The 19,434-nt window shown below is 71.6% G+C and carries 15 protein-coding genes; 9 read left to right on the plus strand and 6 right to left on the minus strand.

Going from position 1 to position 19,434, the window contains the following annotated elements:
• Positions 1 to 72: 72 nt before the first annotated feature.
• The 5 genes from BUE48_RS11405 to BUE48_RS11425 all read right to left on the minus strand — a co-directional run bounded on the left by BUE48_RS11405 (position 73) and on the right by BUE48_RS11425 (position 6,775).
• On the minus strand, positions 73 to 2,577 hold the full coding sequence (locus BUE48_RS11405; RefSeq protein ID WP_012852650.1) for an ABC transporter permease: 2,505 nt from the start codon (positions 2,575 to 2,577) through the stop codon (positions 73 to 75).
• Positions 2,574 to 3,368, minus strand: a complete 795-nt coding sequence (locus BUE48_RS11410; protein ID WP_286989774.1) for an ABC transporter ATP-binding protein — start codon at positions 3,366 to 3,368, stop codon at positions 2,574 to 2,576. The genes BUE48_RS11405 and BUE48_RS11410 overlap by 4 nt, the downstream gene beginning before the upstream one ends.
• A gap of 333 nt (positions 3,369 to 3,701) precedes the next feature.
• Positions 3,702 to 4,382, minus strand: coding sequence for a response regulator (locus BUE48_RS11415; protein ID WP_012852652.1), 681 nt, complete (start codon positions 4,380 to 4,382; stop codon positions 3,702 to 3,704).
• A gap of 119 nt (positions 4,383 to 4,501) precedes the next feature.
• On the minus strand, positions 4,502 to 5,719 hold the full coding sequence (locus BUE48_RS11420; RefSeq protein WP_012852653.1) for a sensor histidine kinase: 1,218 nt from the start codon (positions 5,717 to 5,719) through the stop codon (positions 4,502 to 4,504).
• A gap of 120 nt (positions 5,720 to 5,839) precedes the next feature.
• On the minus strand, positions 5,840 to 6,775 hold the full coding sequence (locus BUE48_RS11425) for a RecB family exonuclease (protein ID WP_012852654.1): 936 nt from the start codon (positions 6,773 to 6,775) through the stop codon (positions 5,840 to 5,842).
• Positions 6,776 to 6,887: 112 nt separating this feature from the next.
• Here BUE48_RS11425 and BUE48_RS11430 point away from each other — a divergent pair, with 112 nt between their 5' ends.
• The 5 genes from BUE48_RS11430 to BUE48_RS11450 all read left to right on the plus strand — a co-directional run bounded on the left by BUE48_RS11430 (position 6,888) and on the right by BUE48_RS11450 (position 13,310).
• Positions 6,888 to 7,976 carry a site-2 protease family protein gene (locus tag BUE48_RS11430; RefSeq protein ID WP_012852655.1) on the plus strand — a complete coding sequence of 363 codons (1,089 nt, stop codon included), beginning with the start codon at positions 6,888 to 6,890 and terminating at the stop codon, positions 7,974 to 7,976.
• A gap of 94 nt (positions 7,977 to 8,070) precedes the next feature.
• Positions 8,071 to 8,931 carry a tRNA (adenine-N1)-methyltransferase gene (locus tag BUE48_RS11435; protein ID WP_041441568.1) on the plus strand — a complete coding sequence of 287 codons (861 nt, stop codon included), beginning with the start codon at positions 8,071 to 8,073 and terminating at the stop codon, positions 8,929 to 8,931.
• Positions 8,932 to 9,283: 352 nt separating this feature from the next.
• The gene (gene arc, locus BUE48_RS11440) at positions 9,284 to 11,047 is read left to right on the plus strand and encodes a proteasome ATPase (RefSeq protein ID WP_012852657.1); all 1,764 of its coding nucleotides are present in this window, start codon (positions 9,284 to 9,286) and stop codon (positions 11,045 to 11,047) included.
• A gap of 348 nt (positions 11,048 to 11,395) precedes the next feature.
• A complete protein-coding gene (gene dop / locus BUE48_RS11445; RefSeq protein ID WP_286989775.1) occupies positions 11,396 to 12,913 on the plus strand; it encodes a depupylase/deamidase Dop in 1,518 nt (505 codons plus the stop codon).
• A gap of 187 nt (positions 12,914 to 13,100) precedes the next feature.
• Positions 13,101 to 13,310, plus strand: a complete 210-nt coding sequence (locus BUE48_RS11450; protein WP_012852659.1) for a ubiquitin-like protein Pup — start codon at positions 13,101 to 13,103, stop codon at positions 13,308 to 13,310.
• A gap of 175 nt (positions 13,311 to 13,485) precedes the next feature.
• Here BUE48_RS11450 and BUE48_RS11455 read toward each other — a convergent pair whose 3' ends face one another.
• Entirely contained in the window at positions 13,486 to 15,006 is a 1,521-nt protein-coding gene (locus BUE48_RS11455) for a hypothetical protein (protein WP_286989776.1), read from the minus strand.
• A 259-nt stretch (positions 15,007 to 15,265) separates the two neighbouring features.
• Between BUE48_RS11455 and prcB the strand changes: the two genes are divergently transcribed.
• From prcB to BUE48_RS11475, 4 genes are all read left to right on the plus strand, one after another.
• The gene (prcB, locus tag BUE48_RS11460) at positions 15,266 to 16,075 is read left to right on the plus strand and encodes a proteasome subunit beta (protein WP_041439558.1); all 810 of its coding nucleotides are present in this window, start codon (positions 15,266 to 15,268) and stop codon (positions 16,073 to 16,075) included.
• A 21-nt stretch (positions 16,076 to 16,096) separates the two neighbouring features.
• Positions 16,097 to 16,783 (plus strand): proteasome subunit alpha, encoded by a 687-nt coding sequence (gene prcA / locus BUE48_RS11465; protein ID WP_012852662.1) that lies wholly within the window; start codon positions 16,097 to 16,099, stop codon positions 16,781 to 16,783.
• A gap of 287 nt (positions 16,784 to 17,070) precedes the next feature.
• Positions 17,071 to 18,429: a Pup--protein ligase gene (pafA, locus tag BUE48_RS11470; RefSeq protein ID WP_012852663.1), complete on the plus strand. Its 1,359-nt coding sequence runs from the start codon at positions 17,071 to 17,073 to the stop codon at positions 18,427 to 18,429.
• 72 nt (positions 18,430 to 18,501) lie between these two features.
• On the plus strand, positions 18,502 to 19,428 hold the full coding sequence (locus BUE48_RS11475; protein ID WP_012852664.1) for an FKBP-type peptidyl-prolyl cis-trans isomerase: 927 nt from the start codon (positions 18,502 to 18,504) through the stop codon (positions 19,426 to 19,428).
• Positions 19,429 to 19,434: the final 6 nt, after the last annotated feature.

Consider the following 19,434-nt stretch of genomic DNA (forward strand, 5'->3'; position numbering starts at 1 on the left):
CCGCACGGACTTCGCCGTGCGGGGCTCTTTGGTCTCTTCGGCCGCCGGGAGGGGCGAGCGGCCGAAGAGGGCTCACTCGGTCGCGATGGCCTTCAGCACGTCCATCCGGCCGGCCCGCCAGGCCGGCCACAGCGCCGCCAGCACGCCGATCACCGCGGCCACCACCAGGTAGACCACCAGCGTGCCCGCCGGGACGCTCAGCACGTTCAGGCCCTCCTCCGACAGGGCGCGCTGGATCGCCCAGCCGAAGACCACCCCGATGCCGATCCCCAGCAGCGCGCCGAACAGCGCGATCACCACCGACTCCAGGCGGATCATCCGGCGCAGCTGGCGGCGGCTGGTGCCGACCGCCCGCAGCAGCCCGATCTCCCGGGTCCGCTCGATCACCGACAGCGCCAGGGTGTTGACCACCCCCACCGCCGCGATGATGATCGACATGGTCAGCAGCGCGGTCAAAAAGCCGATCAGCCCGTCGACCTCCTTGCTCATCGCCTCCTTGAAGCCGCTTTGGTCCTGCACCTGCAGCGTCGGGTAGTCCTTGAGGGCCTGCTCCAGCGCCGCCAAGGTGGCCGCGTCGGTGGCGGCGGTGTTGACCGCCACGGCGAACGGGGACGGCTTGAGGGCGTGCTCGAGGTAGACGTCCGCCGCGATCACCCGCGGCCCCACCATCTCGTTGACGGCGTAGATGCCCACGATGGTGAGGGTCTCGCTGCGCCCGTCGGCGAACCGCACCGGCACCTTGCTGCCCACCTGCCAGCCGTTGGCCGCGGCGACCCGGGTGTCCACCATCATCCCGGCAGAGCCCAGGCGGGTGGAGCCGGACTCCACCTCCATGCGCACCGCCGAGCCCAGGGCGCTTTCGTCCATGGCGGCGAACCAGCTGTTCTTGCCGTTGATCAGGGCGTTGCCGTCGTAGATCGGCATCGCCTGCCGCACCCCGGGAACGGCGGAGATCGCCTTGATAGCGGTGGCGTCGATGACGCCCTGCCCCTGGGGCTGGACGATGTAGTCGGCGCCCAGCTGGGCGTCGATCGCCTGGGACAGCGACGCCCGCGTCGAGGAGCCCAGCACGTTCACCGTGGTGACCAGCGCCAGCCCGATCATCAGCGCGGCGGCGGTGGCGGCGGTGCGGCGGGGGTTGCGCAGCGCGTTGCGCTGGGCCATCCGGCCCACCGCCCCGAACACCCGCGGGTAGGCGGCGCCCAGCACGGTGACCACCGGGCCGCTGATGACCGGGGCGAGCATCGCCACTCCCAGGAAGACCAGCAGCGCCCCGACCCCGACCGGGGTCATCACGTTGCCGCCGATCTTCACCCCGGTCAGCCCCAGGGCCATCAAGGTCGCGCCGCCGGCCGTCAGCACGGTGCCGGCGCCGATGCGCACGCGCAGCGACCGCTGCGGCAGCGCCACCTCGTCGCGCATCGCGGCCACCGGCGGGACCTTGGCCGCCCGCCGCGCCGGGAAGTAGGCCGACACCACGGTGACGCCGATGCCGACCGCGTACGCCCAGATCACCGGGGTGGCGGTGAACACCAGCCCGCCGGCGCCGTCGATGCCGACCACGTTCTCCAGCAGCACCGCCAGCCCGGCGCCGGCGGCCAGGCCCAGCGTGCCGCCGACCACGCCCACCGCCACGGCCTCACCGATCACCGCCCGCGTGATCTGCCGGCGGGAGGCGCCGATGGCGCGCAGCAGCGCCAGTTCCCGGGTGCGCTGGGCGACCAGCATGGAGAAGGTGTTGAAGATGATGAACGCCCCGACGAAGATCGAGATCAGCGCGAACACCAGCAGGAAGGTGCGGAAGAACGACATCAGCTGGTCGACGTCGCTTTTGAACTCCTCGCGCATCTGGGTGCCGGTCAGCGCCTCATAGCCCGCCGGCAGCACCGCCGCCACCCGGTCGCGCAGCTCCCGCTCGCTCGGCCCGCTGGAGCCCATGGTGATGTCGGAGAACTGCCCGGGCTTGAGCAGCAGCCGCTGGGCGGTCGGGGTGTCCCAGGCGACCAGGGTGGCGCCCATCAGGTGCCCGGTGTCCACCAGGCCCACCAGCCGCGGCCGCTGCGGCGGCCCGTTGATCACCACCTGGACCCGGTCGCCGATCCGCAGCCCGGCCTTGTCGGCGGTGTCGGCGTCGATGACGACCTCGTCGGGGCCGCGCGGCGCCCGCCCGGCGGCCAGCTCGTAGTCGCCGCCGTCCACCCAGTTGACGCCCAGCTGCGGCGGGCCGTTGCCGCCGACCGCCTTGCCGTCCTTGCCGACGACGGCGGCGTAGCCGGCGACGTTGCCGACGGGGTCCTTGACCCCCTCGATGCGGCGCAGCCGCTCCAGCAGCCTCGCGGGCACCGGGCGGGCCGCCTCGCCCAGCTCCTCGCCGCCCTCGACCACCGGCTTGGCCCGCACATAGACGGCGACGTTCTTGCCGATGCCGCCGAAGACCTCATCGAACTGCCGGTTCATGGTGTCGGTGAAGATCAGGGTGCCGGCCACGAAGGCCACCCCCAAGATCACCGACACGGCGGTCAGCACCAGCCGGAGCTTGTGCGCCGCCAGATTGCGCAGCGTGACCTTGAGCATCATCGCGCCGCGGCCCCCGGCAGCTCGAAGCCCTTCATGCGCTCCAGCACCTTCTCGGCGGTGGGGTCGGGCATGGTGTCGACGATCCGTCCGTCGCTGAGGAAGATCACCTCATCGGCGTAGGCCGCCGCGCCCGGGTCGTGGGTGACCATCACGATGGTCTGCCCCATCTCCCGCACCGATTCGCGCAGAAAGCCCAGCACCTCGGCGCCCGAGCGGGAGTCCAGGTTCCCGGTGGGCTCGTCGGCGAAGATGATCTCCGGGCGGGAGGCCAGCGCCCGCGCGCACGCCACCCGCTGCTGCTGGCCGCCGGACAGCTGGCTGGGCCGGTGCCCCAGGCGGGAGCGCAGCCCCACGGTGTCGATGACCCTCTCCAGCCACTGGCGGTCGGGCTTGCGGCCGGCGATGTCCATCGGCAGCGTGATGTTCTCCAGCGCGGTCAGCGTGGGCACCAGGTTGAACGCCTGGAAGATGAAGCCCACCCGGTCGCGGCGCAGCCGGGTCAGCCGCTTGTCGTTCAGCCGGTTCAGCTCCACGTCCCCGATGAAGACCCGGCCGGAGTCGACCGAATCCAGCCCCGCCATGCAGTGCATCAGGGTGGACTTGCCCGAGCCCGACGGGCCCATGATGGCGGTGAACCGGCCGCGCGGGATCCCCAGCGTCACCTCGTCGAGCGCGACGACGCGGGCGTCGCCGCTGCCGTACACCTTGGTGATCTGCTGGGCGCGTGCGGCCAGGTCGCCCGCCCCGGGCTCAGAAAGCCCCTCGACTGTGGTCGGGGCGGTGTGCGTCACGACAGCTCCTTTCTCTATCAGCGAATTCCAGCTAGGCGAACGGACCTGAAACGGGTCGCCCGGTGCCGCTGCGACCCGTGACAGAAACGGTAGAAGCCGGTCGATCTTTTGGGATGCGCCTGCGGAAGGGAATCGACCCTCCCCCTCCCGCAGGACGGTCCCGGCCGGCGGTCATCCCTTGGAAGTAGCGGGGGATCGCCGAAAGTAGGGGACGTCCCTGAGACGATGCGAAGGACCGGATGGTTCATCCGAAATATTCGCTATATCCGAGCAGGTCGGGGCGGTGGCCGGGAGGTGAGGGGCGGCTCCTTCCCAAAGAGGGGTCTTTGCGGGTCAGTCGTTCTGCCCCGGACGGCTCATGCCCGTCTCGTAGGCGTACACCACGGCCTGCACCCGGTCGCGCAGCCCCAGCTTGGCCAGCACGTTGCCGACATGGGTCTTGACCGTGGTCTCGCTGACCACCAGCTCCCGGGCGATCTCGGCGTTGGACAGCCCCCGCGCCACGTGCTTGAGCACCTCCCGCTCCCGCTCGGTCAGCGTCTCCAGCCCCGGCGGCGGGGGCGTCTGGCGCATCGACGGCAGCCGGGAGGCGAACTTGTCCAGCAGCCGCCGGGTGACGCTGGGCGCCACGATCGCGTCCCCGGCCGCCACGATCCGGATGGCCGACACCAGATCCTCCGGCGGGGCGTCTTTCAGCAGGAACCCGCTGGCCCCGGCCCGCACCGCCTCGATCACGTACTCGTCCAGATCGAACGTGGTCAAGATCAGCACCCGCGGGTCGTGGGCGGCCGCGCCCTCCCGGACGATCCGCCGGGTGGCCTCGATGCCGTCCATCCCCGGCATGCGGATGTCCATCAGCACCACGTCCGGCAGCATCGTGCGGGTCAGCTCCACCGCCGTCGCGCCGTCCCCGGCCTCGCCCACCACCGTCAGGTCGGATTCGGCCTCCAGGATCAGCTTGAAGCCGGTGCGCAGCAGGGGCTGGTCGTCGACGAGCAGGACGCGTACGGTCATGGGGTCATTCTCCCGTTTCGCCACCCCGGTTGGGCCGGTCGGCCGTCCCCGGTCATCGATGCGGTCACCGGACGTGCCGGGCCGCCCGGCGGGCGCGGGCGGCATCGCGGCGGGTTCATTCACGCCTCCAGCGGGAACCTGGCCCGGACTCCGAAGCCGCCGCCGACCCGGGGGCCGATCCGCAGCTCCCCGCCGTAGAGGGCGACCCGCTCGTACATGCCGACCAGCCCGTGCCCGGGCCGGCCGCCGTTGCCCGACAGCAGCGTCTCGGCGCCGCGGCCGTTGTCTTCGATCTCCACGGTCAGATCGGTGTCGGTGTAGTGCAGCCGCACCCAGGCGCGGGCCTGCGGCCCGGCGTGCTTGAGGGTGTTGGTCAGCGCCTCCTGGATCAGCCGGAAGGCCGCCAGGTCCACCCCCGGCGACAGCGTCCGCGCCTGGCCCTCGATCCACAGGTTCACCGACAGGCCGGTCTCGCGGACATGGTCGATCAGCTCGCCCAGGTCGGCGATGCCCGGCTGCGGCGACAGCTGCCCGCCCACCTCCTCGCCGTCGCGCTCGGTGCGCAGCACCCCCACGATCCGGCGCATCTCGCTGAGCGCGGTGCGGCCGACCTCCTCGATGGTGGTCATCGCCTCGCGGGCGCTTTCGGGACTGCGGTCCAGGATCCGCCGGGCCGCGCCGGCCTGCACGGTCATCACGCTGACGTGGTGGGCCACCACATCGTGCAGCTCCCGGGCGATGCGGGAACGTTCCTCCATGCGGGCCGCCCGCGCGTCGGTGCCGCGGACCTGCTCCAGCCGCGCCGCCCGGTCCTCCAGCTCGGCCAGGTAGGCGCGGCGCAGCCGCAGGTTGCGGCCGAGCACCCACACCCCGCCCAGCAGCGCGCTGTTGGTCACATAGTCCAGCAGGGAGACGGACGTGCGGTGCACGACGATCATCAGGTTGAACGCGGCGAACGCCAGGACGCCGCCGAGCAGGCTGTGCGCCAGCCCCCGGTGCGCGGCCAGGCTGTAGAGCGCGATGAGGAACGCCGCCACATCCGCCGGCGAGGACGGGTACCCCAGCCAGGCCAGCAGCACCTCGCCCGCGGTGATGAACACCAGCACCGCCATCGGCGCGGTGCGCCGCAGCGCCAGCGGCAGGGTCACCGCCGCCACGATGACGGCGTTGAGCGCATCGGGCGCCCGCAGGTGCCGCTCCTGCGGCGGCTCGGCCAGCAGCAGCTGCGGCAGCCCGGCCGCCAGCAGCAGCACCACCGCCACCAGCAGGTCGCTGACCCGCGGGTGGCGCTGCAACCAGGTGCGGCTTGCGGCGAGGCTGCGGATGCGGGGTGACACGTGTCTCACCCTAGGGCGTCTTACTGCGGAGACACCCCTCCTGAGCGGGGATCTCCGGTCATCCCTGAGGATGATCTGGTCGCGGGCCCCGTCCCGTTACGCCCCTTACGCGTCACCGGTTTACAGGTCGTCGGTGAGCGCGCGCGGCGCCGGCCCGGCCTCCAGGTCGGCGGGGGAGCGGCGCAGCGGCGGCACCGCCGGCAGCGGCGGCGGGGTCCCGCCGAACTCCGGGCAGCGCTGCTTGTGGTCGCACCAGTCGCACAGCCGGCTCGGCCGCGCCCGCCACTCGCCGGTGCGCATCGCCCGCACGATCGCCTGCCACAGCGCCTCCACCTTGCGCTGGGTGGCCCGCAGCTCCGCCTCGTCGGGGACGTAGCGCAGCACCTCCCCGTTGCCCAGGTACATCAGCTGCAGCATCCGCGGCACCGCGCCGTACAGCCGCCACACCACCAGGGCGTAGAACTTCATCTGAAACAGCGCCCGGGCCTCGAAGTCGGCGCGCGGGGCGGTGCCGGTCTTGTAGTCGACGATCCTGATCTCGCCGGTGGGGGCGATGTCGACCCGGTCGATGTAGCCGCGCAGCTTCAGCCCCGACTCCAGCACCGTCTCCACGTACAGTTCCCGCTCGGCCGGCTCCAGCCGCCGCGGGTCCTCCAGGGTGAAGTACCGCTCGACCATCTGCCGCGCCCGCTCCATCCAGGCCTCCTGGTCGGCGTCGGGGTCGTCGGCGGCCTCCGGTGCGAACATGGCGGCCAGGTCGGGCTCTTCGGCCAGCAGCCGTTCCCACTGCGGCCCCAGCAGCGCCACGGCGGCCTCCACGGTGCGCTCGGCGGCCGGCAGGTCATACAGCCGCTCCAGCACCGCGTGCACCAGCGTGCCCCGCACCGCGGCCGGGCTGGGCCGCTCGGGGATCTGGTCGATCACCCGGAAGCGGTACAGCAGCGGGCAGGTCATGAAGTCCCCGGCCCGCGAGGGCGACAGCGCGCCCGTCGTACCGTCCGAGCCGGTGCCGGCGGGATCGCTGGGAGAGCCGGAGGGCGCCGCGGCGGTCGTCATGGCCGACAGCGTAGGCGACGCCGCCGACGAATTCCCGCGTAGCATCGACGGCGTGGCAGACAGCGCGCCCCGGGCCGAGGGGGAACGAGCGCCGGCCTCCCGGCGACCGGGGATGCCGGTGGGACGGCCGTTTGGGATCCCGGTGTACATCTCACCGAGCTGGTTCCTCGTCGCCGTGGCGATCACCGTGATGTTCGAGGGGCAGGCGCGCCGGGTGGCCGACGTCCCGTTCAGCTACGCGGTGGCCTTCGCCTACGCCGTGCTGCTGTACGGCTCGGTGTTCGTGCACGAGCTGAGCCACGCCGTGACCGCCCGGCTGTTCGGCATGCCGGTGCGCTCGGTCACCTTGCACCTGCTGGGCGGGGAGACCGCCATCGAACGCGACTCGCCCACCCCCGGCCGGGAGTTCGTGATCGCCTTCGCCGGCCCGGTGGTGAACCTGGTGCTGGCCGGGCTGGGCGCGGCGGTGCAGCTGCTGGTGCCGCTGCCGCCGGTGGGCGCGCTGCTGGTGGCGGCGCTGACGGTCACCAACCTGCTGGTCGGGTTGTTCAACCTGCTGCCGGGGCTGCCGCTGGACGGCGGCCGGCTGGTGCGCGCGGTGGTGTGGAAGATCACCGGCCGGAGCGGGCACGGCACGGTCGCGGCCGCCTGGGTGGGCCGCGGCGTGGCCGTCTTGACCCTGGGCGCCGGCGCGGTCCTGGCCGCCGGCTCCCTCGGCGGGCTGAGCTGGCTGTCGCTGCTGTGGTCGGCGCTGGTGGCCGCCTTCATCTGGATGGGCGCCGGCCACGCGCTGCGCGCCGAGCGGATGCGCGCCCGCATCCCCGCTCTGCAGGCCCGGCGCCTGGCCCGCCGGGCGGCGCTGGTCACCGCCGATCTGCCGGTGGCCGAGGCGGTGCGGCGGGCCCGCGAGCAGGCCGCCGGGGCGCTGGTGGTCGTCGACCACCGGCAGCGTCCCATCGCCCTGGTCAGCGAGCACGCGGTGCGCGCGGTGCCCGAGCGGCGCCGCCCCTGGCTGGGCGTCGGGGAGGTCTCCCGCACCCTGTCCCCGGAGCTGACGCTGCCGGCGGACCTGTCGGGGCAGGCGCTGATCGACGCGCTGCGCCGCGTCCCCGCCTCCGAATACCTGGTGGTGGAACCGGACGGCCGGGTGTACGGGGTGCTCACCGCCGCCGACATCGACCGCGCCTTCGCCGGGGCGTGAGACCGGCTCTGTCCGGTCCCCGCGGCCACTAGCCTTGATGACCATGACCGAACCGCAGCCGACCCGCACCCCGTCCGATGCCCCGCCCCGCGCCATGGGCCGCATCCCGCACGGGCCGTTCCGGGCCGGCGACCAGGTTCAGCTGACCGACCCCAAGGGGCGGGTCAACACCATCACCCTGCAGCCGGGCAAGTTCTTCCACTCCCACAAGGGCGCCATCGCCCACGACGAGATCATCGGCAGCCCCGAAGGCAGCGTCTTCCGCTCCACCGGCGGCACCGAGTACCTGGCCTTCCGCCCGCTGCTGGCGGACTTCGCGCTGCGCATGCCGCGCGGCGCCGCCGTCGTCTACCCCAAGGACGCCGCGCAGATCGTGGCGATGGCCGACATCTTCCCCGGCGCCCGCGTGGTGGAGGCCGGCGCCGGCTCGGGCGCGTTGACCTGCTTTCTGCTGCGCGCGGTGGGCGAGCACGGGCTGGTGTCCTCCTATGAGCGGCGCCCCGACTTCGCCGAGGTCGCCCGCAGGAACGTGGAGACCTTCTTCGGCGGGCCGCCGCCGGCCTGGAGGCTGACCGTCGGCTCGCTGGAGGACTCGCTCGCCGAGACCGAGGTCGACCGGGTGGTGCTGGACATGCTCGCCCCCTGGGAGTGCCTGGAGGCGGTGGGCAAGGCACTGGTCCCCGGCGGGCTGGTGTGCGCCTACATCGCCACCACCACCCAGATGTCGCGGGTGGTGGAGGCGCTGCGCGAGCACGGCTCCTTCGCCGAGCCCTATGCCTTCGAGACCATGGTGCGCTCCTGGCACGTCGACGGCCTGGCGGTGCGTCCCGACCACCGGATGGTGGGGCACACCGGTTTCCTGGTGACGGCGCGCCGCCTGGCCGACGGCGTCACGCCGCCGCCGCGGCGCCGCCGGCCGGCCAAGGGCGCCCACCCCGCTCCCGAGGAGACCTGATCCCGCCGTCCGGTGCGCCGGGCGGACGAGGGTGAGTGAAATCGCATCACGGGTCGCACTTCACCACCGATGGCGGTGTTCACGCCGATTCCACAATTGCAGTCAGTGGATTTCGGACATCGGGCCCGCGTGGCCGGGATGCGAGAACTTCGCGTGCGGCTCGGGAATGAAGCCAGATCCCTGCGGTGTTCCAGTGTTTTCCGGGATGTGCTCCCGGGGGCTCCAGGTCGCCGCAGAGCCGCCGTGATCGGCCTGGCACGACACGAGCACCCCAAGGGCAGGTTACGGAAGCCCTCCGGATAGGTAGGGTCTGAGTAGGTCGTCGGCTCTCTTCTTGAGGAGGTGACGGGGCGTGGCCGCTCGTGACGATGCTGGGGCGCGCAAAGCGCAGCACGACGCGGAGATACACGATCTCCGGTCGCAGGTCTCCATGCTGGAGGAGGAGGTCTCCGTGCTGCGCCGCAAGCTCGCGGAGTCCCCGCGTCAGATTCGTGTGCTGGAAGACCGCCTCCACGAGACACAGGCCAAACTGGCCGCCGTGACCGGGCAGAACGAACGTCTTGTCGCGACCCTCAAGGAGGCCAGGGAGCAGATCATCGCGCTCAAGGAAGAGGTCGACCGGCTGGCGCAGCCGCCTTCCGGTTTCGGGGTCTTCCTCGGGGCCCGGGAGGATGGAACGGTCGATATCTTCACCGGCGGCCGCAAGCTGCGGGTGAACGTCAGTCCCTCGGTGGACGTCTCGCAGCTCAAGCAGGGCCAGGAGGTCCTGCTCAACGAGGCGCTCAACGTCGTGGAGGCCCTGGGCTATGAGACCCAGGGCGAGGTGGTCATGCTCAAGGAGCTGTTCGACGACGGTGAGCGAGCCCTGGTCATCGCCCACGCCGACGAGGAGCGCGTGATCAAGCTGGCCGAGCCGCTGCGCGGCGTGCCGCTGCGCGCCGGCGACTCGCTGATGCTCGAGCCGCGCTCCGGCTACGCCTACGAGAAGATCCACAAGGCCGAGGTCGAGGAGCTGGTGCTGGAAGAGGTCCCCGACATCACTTACGAGGAGATCGGCGGCCTGGGACCTCAGATCGAGCAGATCCGCGACGCGGTCGAACTGCCCTACCTGCACGCCGATCTGTTCCGCGAGCACAAGCTGCGCCCGCCCAAGGGCGTGCTGCTGTACGGCCCGCCCGGCTGCGGCAAGACCCTCATCGCCAAGGCGGTGGCCAACTCGCTGGCCAAGCAGGTGGCCGAGAAGACCGGCCAGGAGGGCAAGAGCTTCTTCCTCAACATCAAGGGCCCCGAACTCCTCAACAAGTACGTCGGGGAGACCGAGCGGCACATCCGGCTGGTCTTCCAGCGCGCCCGGGAGAAGGCCTCGGCCGGCACCCCGGTGATCGTGTTCTTCGACGAGATGGACTCCATCTTCCGCACCCGCGGCTCGGGAGTCTCCTCGGATGTGGAGAACACCATCGTCCCGCAGCTGCTCAGCGAGATCGACGGGGTGGAGGGGCTGGAGAACGTCATCGTCATCGGCGCCTCCAACCGCGAGGACATGATCGACCCGGCGATCCTGCGGCCCGGCCGGCTGGACGTCAAGATCAAGATCGAGCGGCCGGACGCCGAGGCGGCCAAGGACATCTTCTCCAAGTACCTGGTGCCCGGCCTGCCGCTGCACCCCGATGACCTCGCCGAGCACGGCGGCAGCGAAGAGGCCACCATCGAGGCGATGATCCAGCGGGTCGTCGAGCGGATGTACGCCGAGACCGAGGAGAACCGCTTCCTGGAGGTCACCTACGCCAACGGCGACAAGGAGGTCCTGTACTTCAAGGACTTCAACTCCGGGGCGATGATCCAGAACATCGTCGACCGGGCCAAGAAGATGGCCATCAAGCAGTACCTGGAGACCGGGCAGAAGGGCCTGCGGGTCTCCCACCTGCTGGCCGCCTGCGTGGACGAGTTCAGCGAGAACGAGGACCTGCCCAACACCACCAACCCCGACGATTGGGCCCGCATCTCCGGCAAGAAGGGCGAGCGGATCGTCTACATCCGCACCCTGGTCTCCGGCAAGGCGGGCAGCGAGGCCGGGCGTTCCATCGACACCGTGGCGAACACCGGCCAGTACCTGTAAGGCACCGGCGGGACGCCCTGCGGGGCGTCACCCGGCCGATCTTCGCCGATGCGGCGGCCACCCGGCGTGGCCGCCGCATCGCTCTTTCCGCGGCGCCGCCGGGCGCCCGGCGGCCTTTTCGGCGCGGCGATCGGCGGGATCGGGACACCGGCATGGGGCAAACCGGCTCGGCGGGGGTAAGAAGAAGCCGATGTCGTACGTATGCACCAGCCGCCGCGCCGGTGGCCCGCTGAGCAGCCGGGACCTTCTCCCGGCGCGCCCGGCGGCCGGCGACCGGCCCGCCGCGGCGTCACCGCGATCTGTTCCTGCCTCGTCTAAGAGGCCCCGATCGGCACTAGGCTCGGCGATATGAGTGTTCGGCGGGTGATGGGGATCGAGACCGAGTACGGGATTTCCGTGCCCGGTCAGCCGGGAGCCAACGCGATGGTGACCTCCTCGCAGGTCGTCAACGCCTATCTGGCCGCCTCGGCGGCACGGGCCCGGCGGGCGCGCTGGGACTTTGAGGAGGAGAACCCGCTGCGCGACGCGCGCGGCTTCGACCTGGCCAGAGAGGCGGCCGACCCGAGCCAGCTCACCGACGAGGACCTGGGGCTGGCCAACGTCATCCTCACCAACGGCGCCAGGCTGTATGTGGACCATGCGCACCCGGAGTACTCCGCTCCCGAGTGCACCAACCCGCGTGACGCGGTGATCTGGGACAAGGCGGGGGAGCGCGTGATGGCCGACGCCGCCCGGCGGGCGGCGATGGTGCCCGGCGCCCACCCCATCCACCTCTACAAGAACAACACCGACAACAAGGGCGCCTCCTACGGCTGTCACGAGAACTACCTGATGAAGCGGGAGACCCCGTTCTCTGACATCGTCCGGCACCTGACGCCCTTCTTCGTCTCCCGCCAGGTGGTGTGCGGGGCCGGGCGGGTCGGCATCGGGGTGGACGGCCGCGGCGACGGCTTCCAGATCAGCCAGCGCGCCGACTTCTTCGAGGTCGAGGTGGGGCTGGAGACCACCCTCAAACGGCCCATCATCAACACCCGCGACGAGCCGCACGCCGACCCGGAGAAGTACCGGCGGCTGCACGTCATCATCGGCGACGCCAACATGAGCGAGATCTCCACCTACCTCAAGCTCGGCACCACCGCCCTGGTGCTGTCGATGATCGAGGACGGGTTCCTGACCGTGGACCTGTCGGTGGAGATGCCGGTGGCGGCGCTGCGCGCGGTCTCCCACGACCCGACCTGCAGGCATCTGATCACGCTGCGGGACGGCCGCAAGATGACCGCCGTCCAGCTGCAGATGGAGTACCTGGAGCAGTCCCGCAAGTACGTGGAGGACCGCTACGGCTCCGATGTGGACGAGATGACCCGCGATGTGCTGGACCGCTGGGAGTCGGTGCTGCACCGCCTCGGCGAGGACCCCATGCAGCTGTCGCGGGAGCTGGACTGGGTGGCCAAGCTGGAGCTGCTGGAGGGCTACCGCAGCCGCGACGGCCTGGACTGGTCGCACCCGCGCCTGCAGCTGGTGGACCTGCAGTACACCGACGTGCGGCCGGACAAGGGCCTGTACAACCGCCTGGTGGCGCGCGGGCGCATGGAACGGCTGGTCACCGAGGAGGAGGTCCAGGCCGCCATCGAGAACCCGCCCACCGACACCCGGGCCTACTTCCGGGGGCGCTGCCTGCGCCAGTACGCCGACTCGGTGGCCGCCGCCTCCTGGGACTCGGTGATCTTCGACGTGCCCGACCGCGAGTCGCTGCAGCGCGTGCCCACGCTGGAGCCGCTGCGCGGCACCGAGCAGCATGTGGGCGCGCTGCTGGACCGCTGCCGCACCGCCTCCGAACTGGTCGCCGTGCTCACCGGGCAGAACTGAGACGGATTGCGCCCACCGGGGCGATCGCACAGTACTGACCGGTATGACCGTTTCAGTGAAGGGTGTGCGGGCGATAACCCTGTCAGGCAGCCCCTGGACAGCCGCAGCGCGAACCGGACGCCGAGGTCCGCTCGTCGTCGGTGATCGAAGATAGGGTGGGGGCACCGGCAGTGAGTGGAGGGAACCGATGGCCACTAGGGACACCGGCGGGCAGAAGCACACCACCCGTCGTGAGGAGGAGGTCGAGGAGACCCAGGCGGCGGTCGGCGAGGACGTCGCCGAACGCCACCAGAAGCTGTCCGACGACGTCGACGCCATCCTCGACGAGATCGACGAGGTCCTGGAGGAGAACGCCGAGGACTTCGTCCGTTCGTACGTGCAAAAGGGCGGACAGTGACGCCTGCCCCGGCCGCCTCCGGCCGTGCGGCGTCGGTCCACGAGGCATCCCGGTTGTGACCGCAGGGGCGGCCCATGGGGGCCAGACCCGGCCATCGCCCGGCTCGCAAGACCTTGCGAGCCGGGCGATGCGCTTTCCCGCTCCTTAGTTCCCGTTCCTTGGCCGCGGGCCGGCCTCAGGCTCCGGCCCGGGGGATCTCGCCGGTGGCGGGCCGGCTCCGCAGATCCTCCAGCGCGGCGGCGAAGGCGTCCGGCACGGGGAAACCGTCCGGCGGGACGGGGATGCCGTGCGCCAGCCGGCACCAGGCCACGGCGACCGCGGCCGCCGCGCCCAGCGCGCGCAGCGCCGTGCCGGTGTCGGCGGGCCGGAAGCCCTCCGGCAGCGCGCCGCCGACCGGCCACAGCCGGCGCAGGGCGTGGTCGGGGCGGGCCAGCACCTCGCCCAGCAGCCCCCGCATCTCCGGGTCCAGCCAGTTGCCGATCGGGGTCGCCAGGTCGGGCCGGTAGCCGGCCAGGTCGGCCGCCAGCAGCGCCGCCACCGCGTGCCGCGGCTCGGTGAAGCCGCCCTCGTCCGGATCCCCGCACATCGGCCGCAGCGCCTCGGCCAGGTCGTAGCAGGCCATCTGGAAGTGCTCGCCGGGGGCGGTGTCGGTGAACATCATGGCCGCCAGCTGCGGCGGGCAGCGGCTCACCCATTCCCGTTCCAGCGCCTCATCCCCGTACGGCAGCGCCGGATGGTCCAGCGCCGGGTTGACCTGCAGCGGCTCGATGACCGACAGCAGCGCCGAGGCGCGCATCTTGAAACGGGGGTCGTCGCGCAGCGCCTGGGCGGTCATCACCATGCAGCGGACGATCTGCCCGGCGGCATCCGGCCGGCCCGCCCGCATCCGCTCGGCGTACAGGCCGATGAGGGCGCGCAGCGGCACCGGCGCCGGCCAGCGCAGCCGGCCGTGCCTGGCCGGCGGGTGGGCCAGGTAGGGCTCCCACAGGCTCAGCAGGCCGGCGCCCTCGCCGTCGTCGCCCGCGTCGAACACCGGCACCGACGCGCACCACAGCATCGCGCTCCAGGTGGCGGCGATGGTGCTGGGGGTGCCGTGCAGGAAGTGGCTCCAGCCCAGCGGGTAGTCGGCCGGGGGCGCCAGCGCCGCTTCGCCGATCACCGAGCGCAGCCGGTACAGCAGCGCGCCCGACACCGGCCGGCCGGCCACGGCCAGCGGCGGACCGTGGTCGAGGGCGAAGTCCGGACCGGCCGGCAGGATCTCCAGGGGCACCGGCGGCGGGCCGGTCCCGGCGGCGGGCCGGGCCGACCGCCGCAGCGCCGTGCTCTGCGGGGGAGCGGCGGGGTACCAGCGGCCGTCCACCGGATGCCAGCGGTACCAGCGGGCCCACGCCCCATACAGCCACCAGGAACGGTCCGGCAGGGACACCAGCAGCGGCAGCAGCGCCTGCTGCCGCTGCAGGGGGGCGGCACCGGCCCACCAGGGGGCGGCCACGGCGGCGCGGGTGTCGCGCTCGGCCCGGGTGAAGGCGTCGCCGTCGGGGGCGGGCTGCTCGGGCGGCGGGTAGGGCGCCGGCGGCGGCCACGGCGGCCCGCCGGGCGCGCCCGGCAGGGTCGGCCAGGGCGCTCGGCCCTGGTCGGCGGGCCATGCCGGCCGGCCGTACGGGCCGGTCGGCGGGCCAGGAGGTCCCCACACCACGTCGTCATCGTAGTGTCCCGGGCCTGCCCGCGTATGCGCCGAACCGCCCGCGCGGCCGCCGCCCGGCGGCGGGCGCGCGGGTTCGCCGTGGGCGGACTCTCCGAAGGATCATCCGGGCATGCGGGCCGAGCCGGTTGAACAGTAGGGTCGTAACCGTCCGCGCCGGTGAAGGTCCTACGGGGAACCGGTGCCATGGGTGAAGGGAAGGAGTCGCGTGGCGTCCCACGATTCATACACCGGACGTCTGCCGGGAGCGTTCATGAACCCGGGCACGTCCTCGTTCACCGAGTTCCTGGCGTCCTATAACCCGGATCTGCTGCCCGGCCGCCACATGACGGCCCTCGCCGGGGGAATGCCGGGGAACGTGGAGGCGCCCCATGCCACGACCATCGTGGCGGTGACGTTCCCGGGCGGAGTGGTCATGGCCGGTGACCGGCGGGCGACCGCGGGCAACATGATCGCACAGCGCGACGTGGAGAAGGTCTTCCGGGCCGATGAGTTCTCCGCGGTGGCCATCGCGGGCACCGCCGGGATCGGCATGGAGATCGTCCGGCTGTTCCAGGTGGAGATCGAGCACTACGAGAAGATGGAGGGCCGCACCCTCTCCCTGGAGGGCAAGGCCAACCGCCTGGCCACCATGATCCGCGCCAATCTGGGCATGGCCATGCAGGGGCTGGTGGCGGTGCCGCTGTTCGCCGGCTATGACACCGAGCGCGAGGTCGGCCGGATCTTCAGCTACGACCCCGCCGGCGGGCGCTATGAGGAGCACGAGCACCACTCCATCGGCTCCGGCTCGGTGTTCGCCCGGGGGGCGCTGAAGAAGCTGTGGCGGCCCGACCTGAGCGCCCAGGACGCCGCGCTGGTGTGCGTGCAGGCGCTGTACGACGCCGCCGACGACGACTCGGCCACCGGCGGGCCGGACCTGATCCGCAAGATCTACCCGGTGGTGGCCACGGTGACCGCCGACGGGTTCCGCCGTCTTCCCGAAGAGGAGGTCGGGGAACTGGCCCGCATCGTCGTCGACGGGCGTCACGACTCGCCGGGCGGGCCTACCGCCCCGCTGCGATAGAAGGGACCGACTCCGGTGACCATGCCGTTTTATGTTCCGGCCGAACAGCAGATGAAGGACAAGGCGGACTACGCGCGCAAGGGCATCGCGCGTGGCCGCAGCGTCGTCGTGCTGCAGTACGACGACGGCATCCTGTTCGTGGCCGACAATCCCTCCCGGGCGCTGCACAAGATCAGCGAGATCTACGACCGGATCGCCTTTGCGGCCGTCGGCAAGTACAACGAGTTCGAGACGTTGCGGCTGGCCGGTGTCCGCTACGCCGACATCAACGGCTACCAGTACGACCGCCGGGACGTGACCGCGCGCGGCCTGGCCAACGCCTACGCCCAGACGCTGGGCACCATCTTCACCGAGACGGCCAAGCCGTATGAGGTGGAGCTGGTGGTCGCCGAGGCGGGGCTGGACGCCGACAGCGACCAGATCTACCGGCTGACCTTCGATGGGTCGGTGCGCGACGAGCACGGCTATGTGGCGATGGGCGGCCAGGTGGACGCCGTCGAGCAGGCGCTCAAGGAGCGCTTCACCGAGGGGATGTCGCTGTCGGCGGCGCTGCGCGCCGGGGTGCAGTCGCTGGAGGCCCAGGAGAGCGGCCGGCGCCTGGAGGCCAAGGCGCTGGAGGTGGCGGTGCTGGACCGCAACCGCGAGCACCGGCTGTTCCGGCGGCTGCCCGCTCCGCGCATCGAGGAGCTGCTGGCCGAGGGGGCCTGAGCGGCCCGGGAACGCCGCGGGCCCCCGCCCGCGCCGGGCGGGGGCCGGATCGGCCCCGCCGCCGCGCTGAATTGATCTACAGCGTAAAGGGCGCGGGCGCTGTACCCGATCTCAAAAGCAACCAAACCTCTATTTCCGCCAGAACAAGCGGCCGACACAAAGCCGTGACCTGCGATGGCCCGGACGCCGGGCGCCGCCGCTCCCTCCCACCCCGAATCTCAAGATCGCATATTGAAAAAAGCACATTGAGACTGTCGAGTCGGCCTCCGGGCACATAAGGTCGAGGTGTGGAGAGGCGGATCTTCGGGCTTGAAAACGAGTACGGGGTCACCTGCGTCTTCCGCGGGCAGCGGCGGCTGTCACCCGACGAGGTGGCGCGCTACCTGTTCCGCAGGGTGGTGTCGTGGGGCCGCAGCAGCAACGTGTTCCTGCGCAACGGCGCGCGGCTCTACCTGGACGTGGGCAGCCACCCCGAGTACGCCACGCCCGAGTGCGACAGCGTCATCGACCTGGTGACGCACGACAAGGCGGGGGAGCGCATCCTGGAGGGCCTGCTCGTGGACGCCGAACGGCGGCTGCGCGAGGAGGGCATCGCCGGGGACATCTACCTGTTCAAGAACAACACCGACTCGGCCGGCAACTCCTACGGCTGCCACGAGAACTACCTGGTGGGGCGGCACGGGGAGTTCGGCCGCCTGGCCGATGTGCTGATCCCCTACCTGGTCACCCGCCAGATCATCTGCGGGGCCGGCAAGGTGCTGCAGACCCCCCGCGGCGCGGTCTACTGCGTCTCCCAGCGCGCCGAGCACATCTGGGAGGGGGTCTCCTCGGCCACCACCCGCTCCCGCCCGATCATCAACACCCGCGACGAACCGCACGCCGACGCCGAGCGGTTCCGCCGGCTGCATGTGATCGTCGGCGACTCCAACATGAGCGAGACGACCATGCTGCTCAAGGTCGGCGCCACCGACCTGGTGCTGCGGATGATCGAGGCCGGGGTGGTGATGCGGGACCTGACGCTGGAGAACCCCATCCGGGCCATCCGCGAGGTCAGCCACGACATGACCGGCCGCCGCAAGGTCCGGCTGGCCAACGGCCGCGAAGCCAGCTCCCTGGACATCCAGAAGGAGTACTACGGCAAGGCCAAGGACTTCATCGACCGGCGCGGCGGCGACGCGGTCGCCCACCGGGTGCTGGACCTGTGGGAACGCACCCTGCGCGCGGTGGAGACCGGGGATCTGGACCTGGTCGCCCGGGAGATCGACTGGGTGACCAAGTACCAGCTCATCGAGCGGTACCGGCGCAAGTACGACCTGCCGCTCAGCTCCCCCCGGGTGGCCCAGCTGGACCTGGCCTACCACGACGTGCACCGCGGCCGGGGCCTGTACTACCTGCTGGAGCGGCGCGGCTCGGTGGAGCGCGTCACCAACGACCTGCGCATCTTCGAGGCCAAGTCGGTGCCGCCGCAGACCACCCGGGCCCGGCTGCGCGGGGAGTTCATCCGCCGCGCCCAGGAGAAGCGCCGCGACTTCACCGTCGACTGGGTGCACCTGAAGCTCAACGACCAGGCGCAGCGCACCGTGTTGTGCAAGGACCCCTTCCGCGCGGTGGACGAACGGGTGGACAAGCTCATCGCAGGCATGTGACATAGCTGCCTTCGGGGTGACCAGCCGGTAGGGTGTGCGCTCAGTCAGGCCCCGTCACCCCGAAGGACGTCCATGCGCCGTCGTCTGATCAAGCTTTCGGCCGCGTTGGCGGCCGCCTCGCTGACGCTGACCGCCTGCCTGGGCGGCGATCTGCCGGTGAAGGTGACCGGTGAGTACGGCAAACGTCCGGAGGTGACCTTCCCCAAGGACGCCGAGCCCGGCGACAAGCTGGTGATCTCCACCCTGCACGAGGGGAAGGGCGCCACGGTGGCCAAGGGCGACCTGGTGGTGGCCTCCTATGTCGGCTACCGCTGGAACGGCGCCGGCAGCCGCCTGATCGACAGCAGCTACGCCGCCGGGCGTCCCAGCGCCTTCCCCTCCGGCAAGCTGATTCCGGGCTTGGACAAGGCGCTGGTCGGCCGGAAGGTCGGCAGCCGCGTCGCCGCCGTCATCCCGCCCGAGGAGGGCTACGGCGCGCAGGGCAACGCCCAGCACCAGGTCGGCGCGCACGACTCGCTGGTGTACGTGCTGGACCTGCACGCCACCTACTCCAAGAACTCCCGGGCCCAGGGCAAGACCCAGCCGCCGCCGGAGGCCACCCTGCCCGCGGTCGCCGACGCCGGGGCCGGCCGGGCGCCGAAGGTCACCGTCCCCCGCTCGGCCCCGCCCTCGACGCTGCAGGTGCGCACCCTGGTGGAGGGCTCGGGGCCGGCCGTGCGCGCCAACCAGCTGGTGGTGCTGCACTTCACCGGCGTGCTGTGGCGGACCGGCAAGGAGTTCTACTCCACCTGGAGCGAAGGGCGGCCCGCCGGGGAGATCCTGGGGGTGGGCCAGGACATCAAGGCCTTCGACGAAGGGCTGGTGGGCCAGAAGGTCGGCAGCCGGATGCTGCTGGTCGTCCCGCCCAAGTGGGGTTACGGCTCCCAGGGGCTGGCGCACTATGGGATCAAGGGCGACGACACGCTGATCTACGTCGTCGACATCCTCGGCGCCCACTGAAAGCCC

This window comes from Thermomonospora sp. CIF 1, from assembly GCF_001896795.1.
Lineage (GTDB): Bacteria > Actinomycetota > Actinomycetes > Streptosporangiales > Streptosporangiaceae > Thermomonospora > Thermomonospora curvata.

Excerpts from the sequence above, each read along its gene's own strand:
- prcB (WP_041439558.1), top strand. The coding sequence starts at position 15,266 with ATGAACCCGGGCACGTCCTCGTTCACCGAGTTCCTGGCGTCCTATAAC.
- BUE48_RS11405 (WP_012852650.1), bottom strand. The coding sequence starts at position 2,577 with ATGATGCTCAAGGTCACGCTGCGCAATCTGGCGGCGCACAAGCTCCGG.
- BUE48_RS11415 (WP_012852652.1), bottom strand. The coding sequence starts at position 4,382 with ATGACCGTACGCGTCCTGCTCGTCGACGACCAGCCCCTGCTGCGCACC.
- BUE48_RS11450 (WP_012852659.1), top strand. The coding sequence starts at position 13,101 with ATGGCCACTAGGGACACCGGCGGGCAGAAGCACACCACCCGTCGTGAG.
- dop (WP_286989775.1), top strand. The coding sequence starts at position 11,396 with ATGAGTGTTCGGCGGGTGATGGGGATCGAGACCGAGTACGGGATTTCC.
- BUE48_RS11430 (WP_012852655.1), top strand. The coding sequence starts at position 6,888 with ATGCCGGTGGGACGGCCGTTTGGGATCCCGGTGTACATCTCACCGAGC.
- BUE48_RS11475 (WP_012852664.1), top strand. The coding sequence starts at position 18,502 with ATGCGCCGTCGTCTGATCAAGCTTTCGGCCGCGTTGGCGGCCGCCTCG.
- prcA (WP_012852662.1), top strand. The coding sequence starts at position 16,097 with ATGCCGTTTTATGTTCCGGCCGAACAGCAGATGAAGGACAAGGCGGAC.
- BUE48_RS11425 (WP_012852654.1), bottom strand. The coding sequence starts at position 6,775 with ATGACGACCGCCGCGGCGCCCTCCGGCTCTCCCAGCGATCCCGCCGGC.
- BUE48_RS11435 (WP_041441568.1), top strand. The coding sequence starts at position 8,071 with ATGGGCCGCATCCCGCACGGGCCGTTCCGGGCCGGCGACCAGGTTCAG.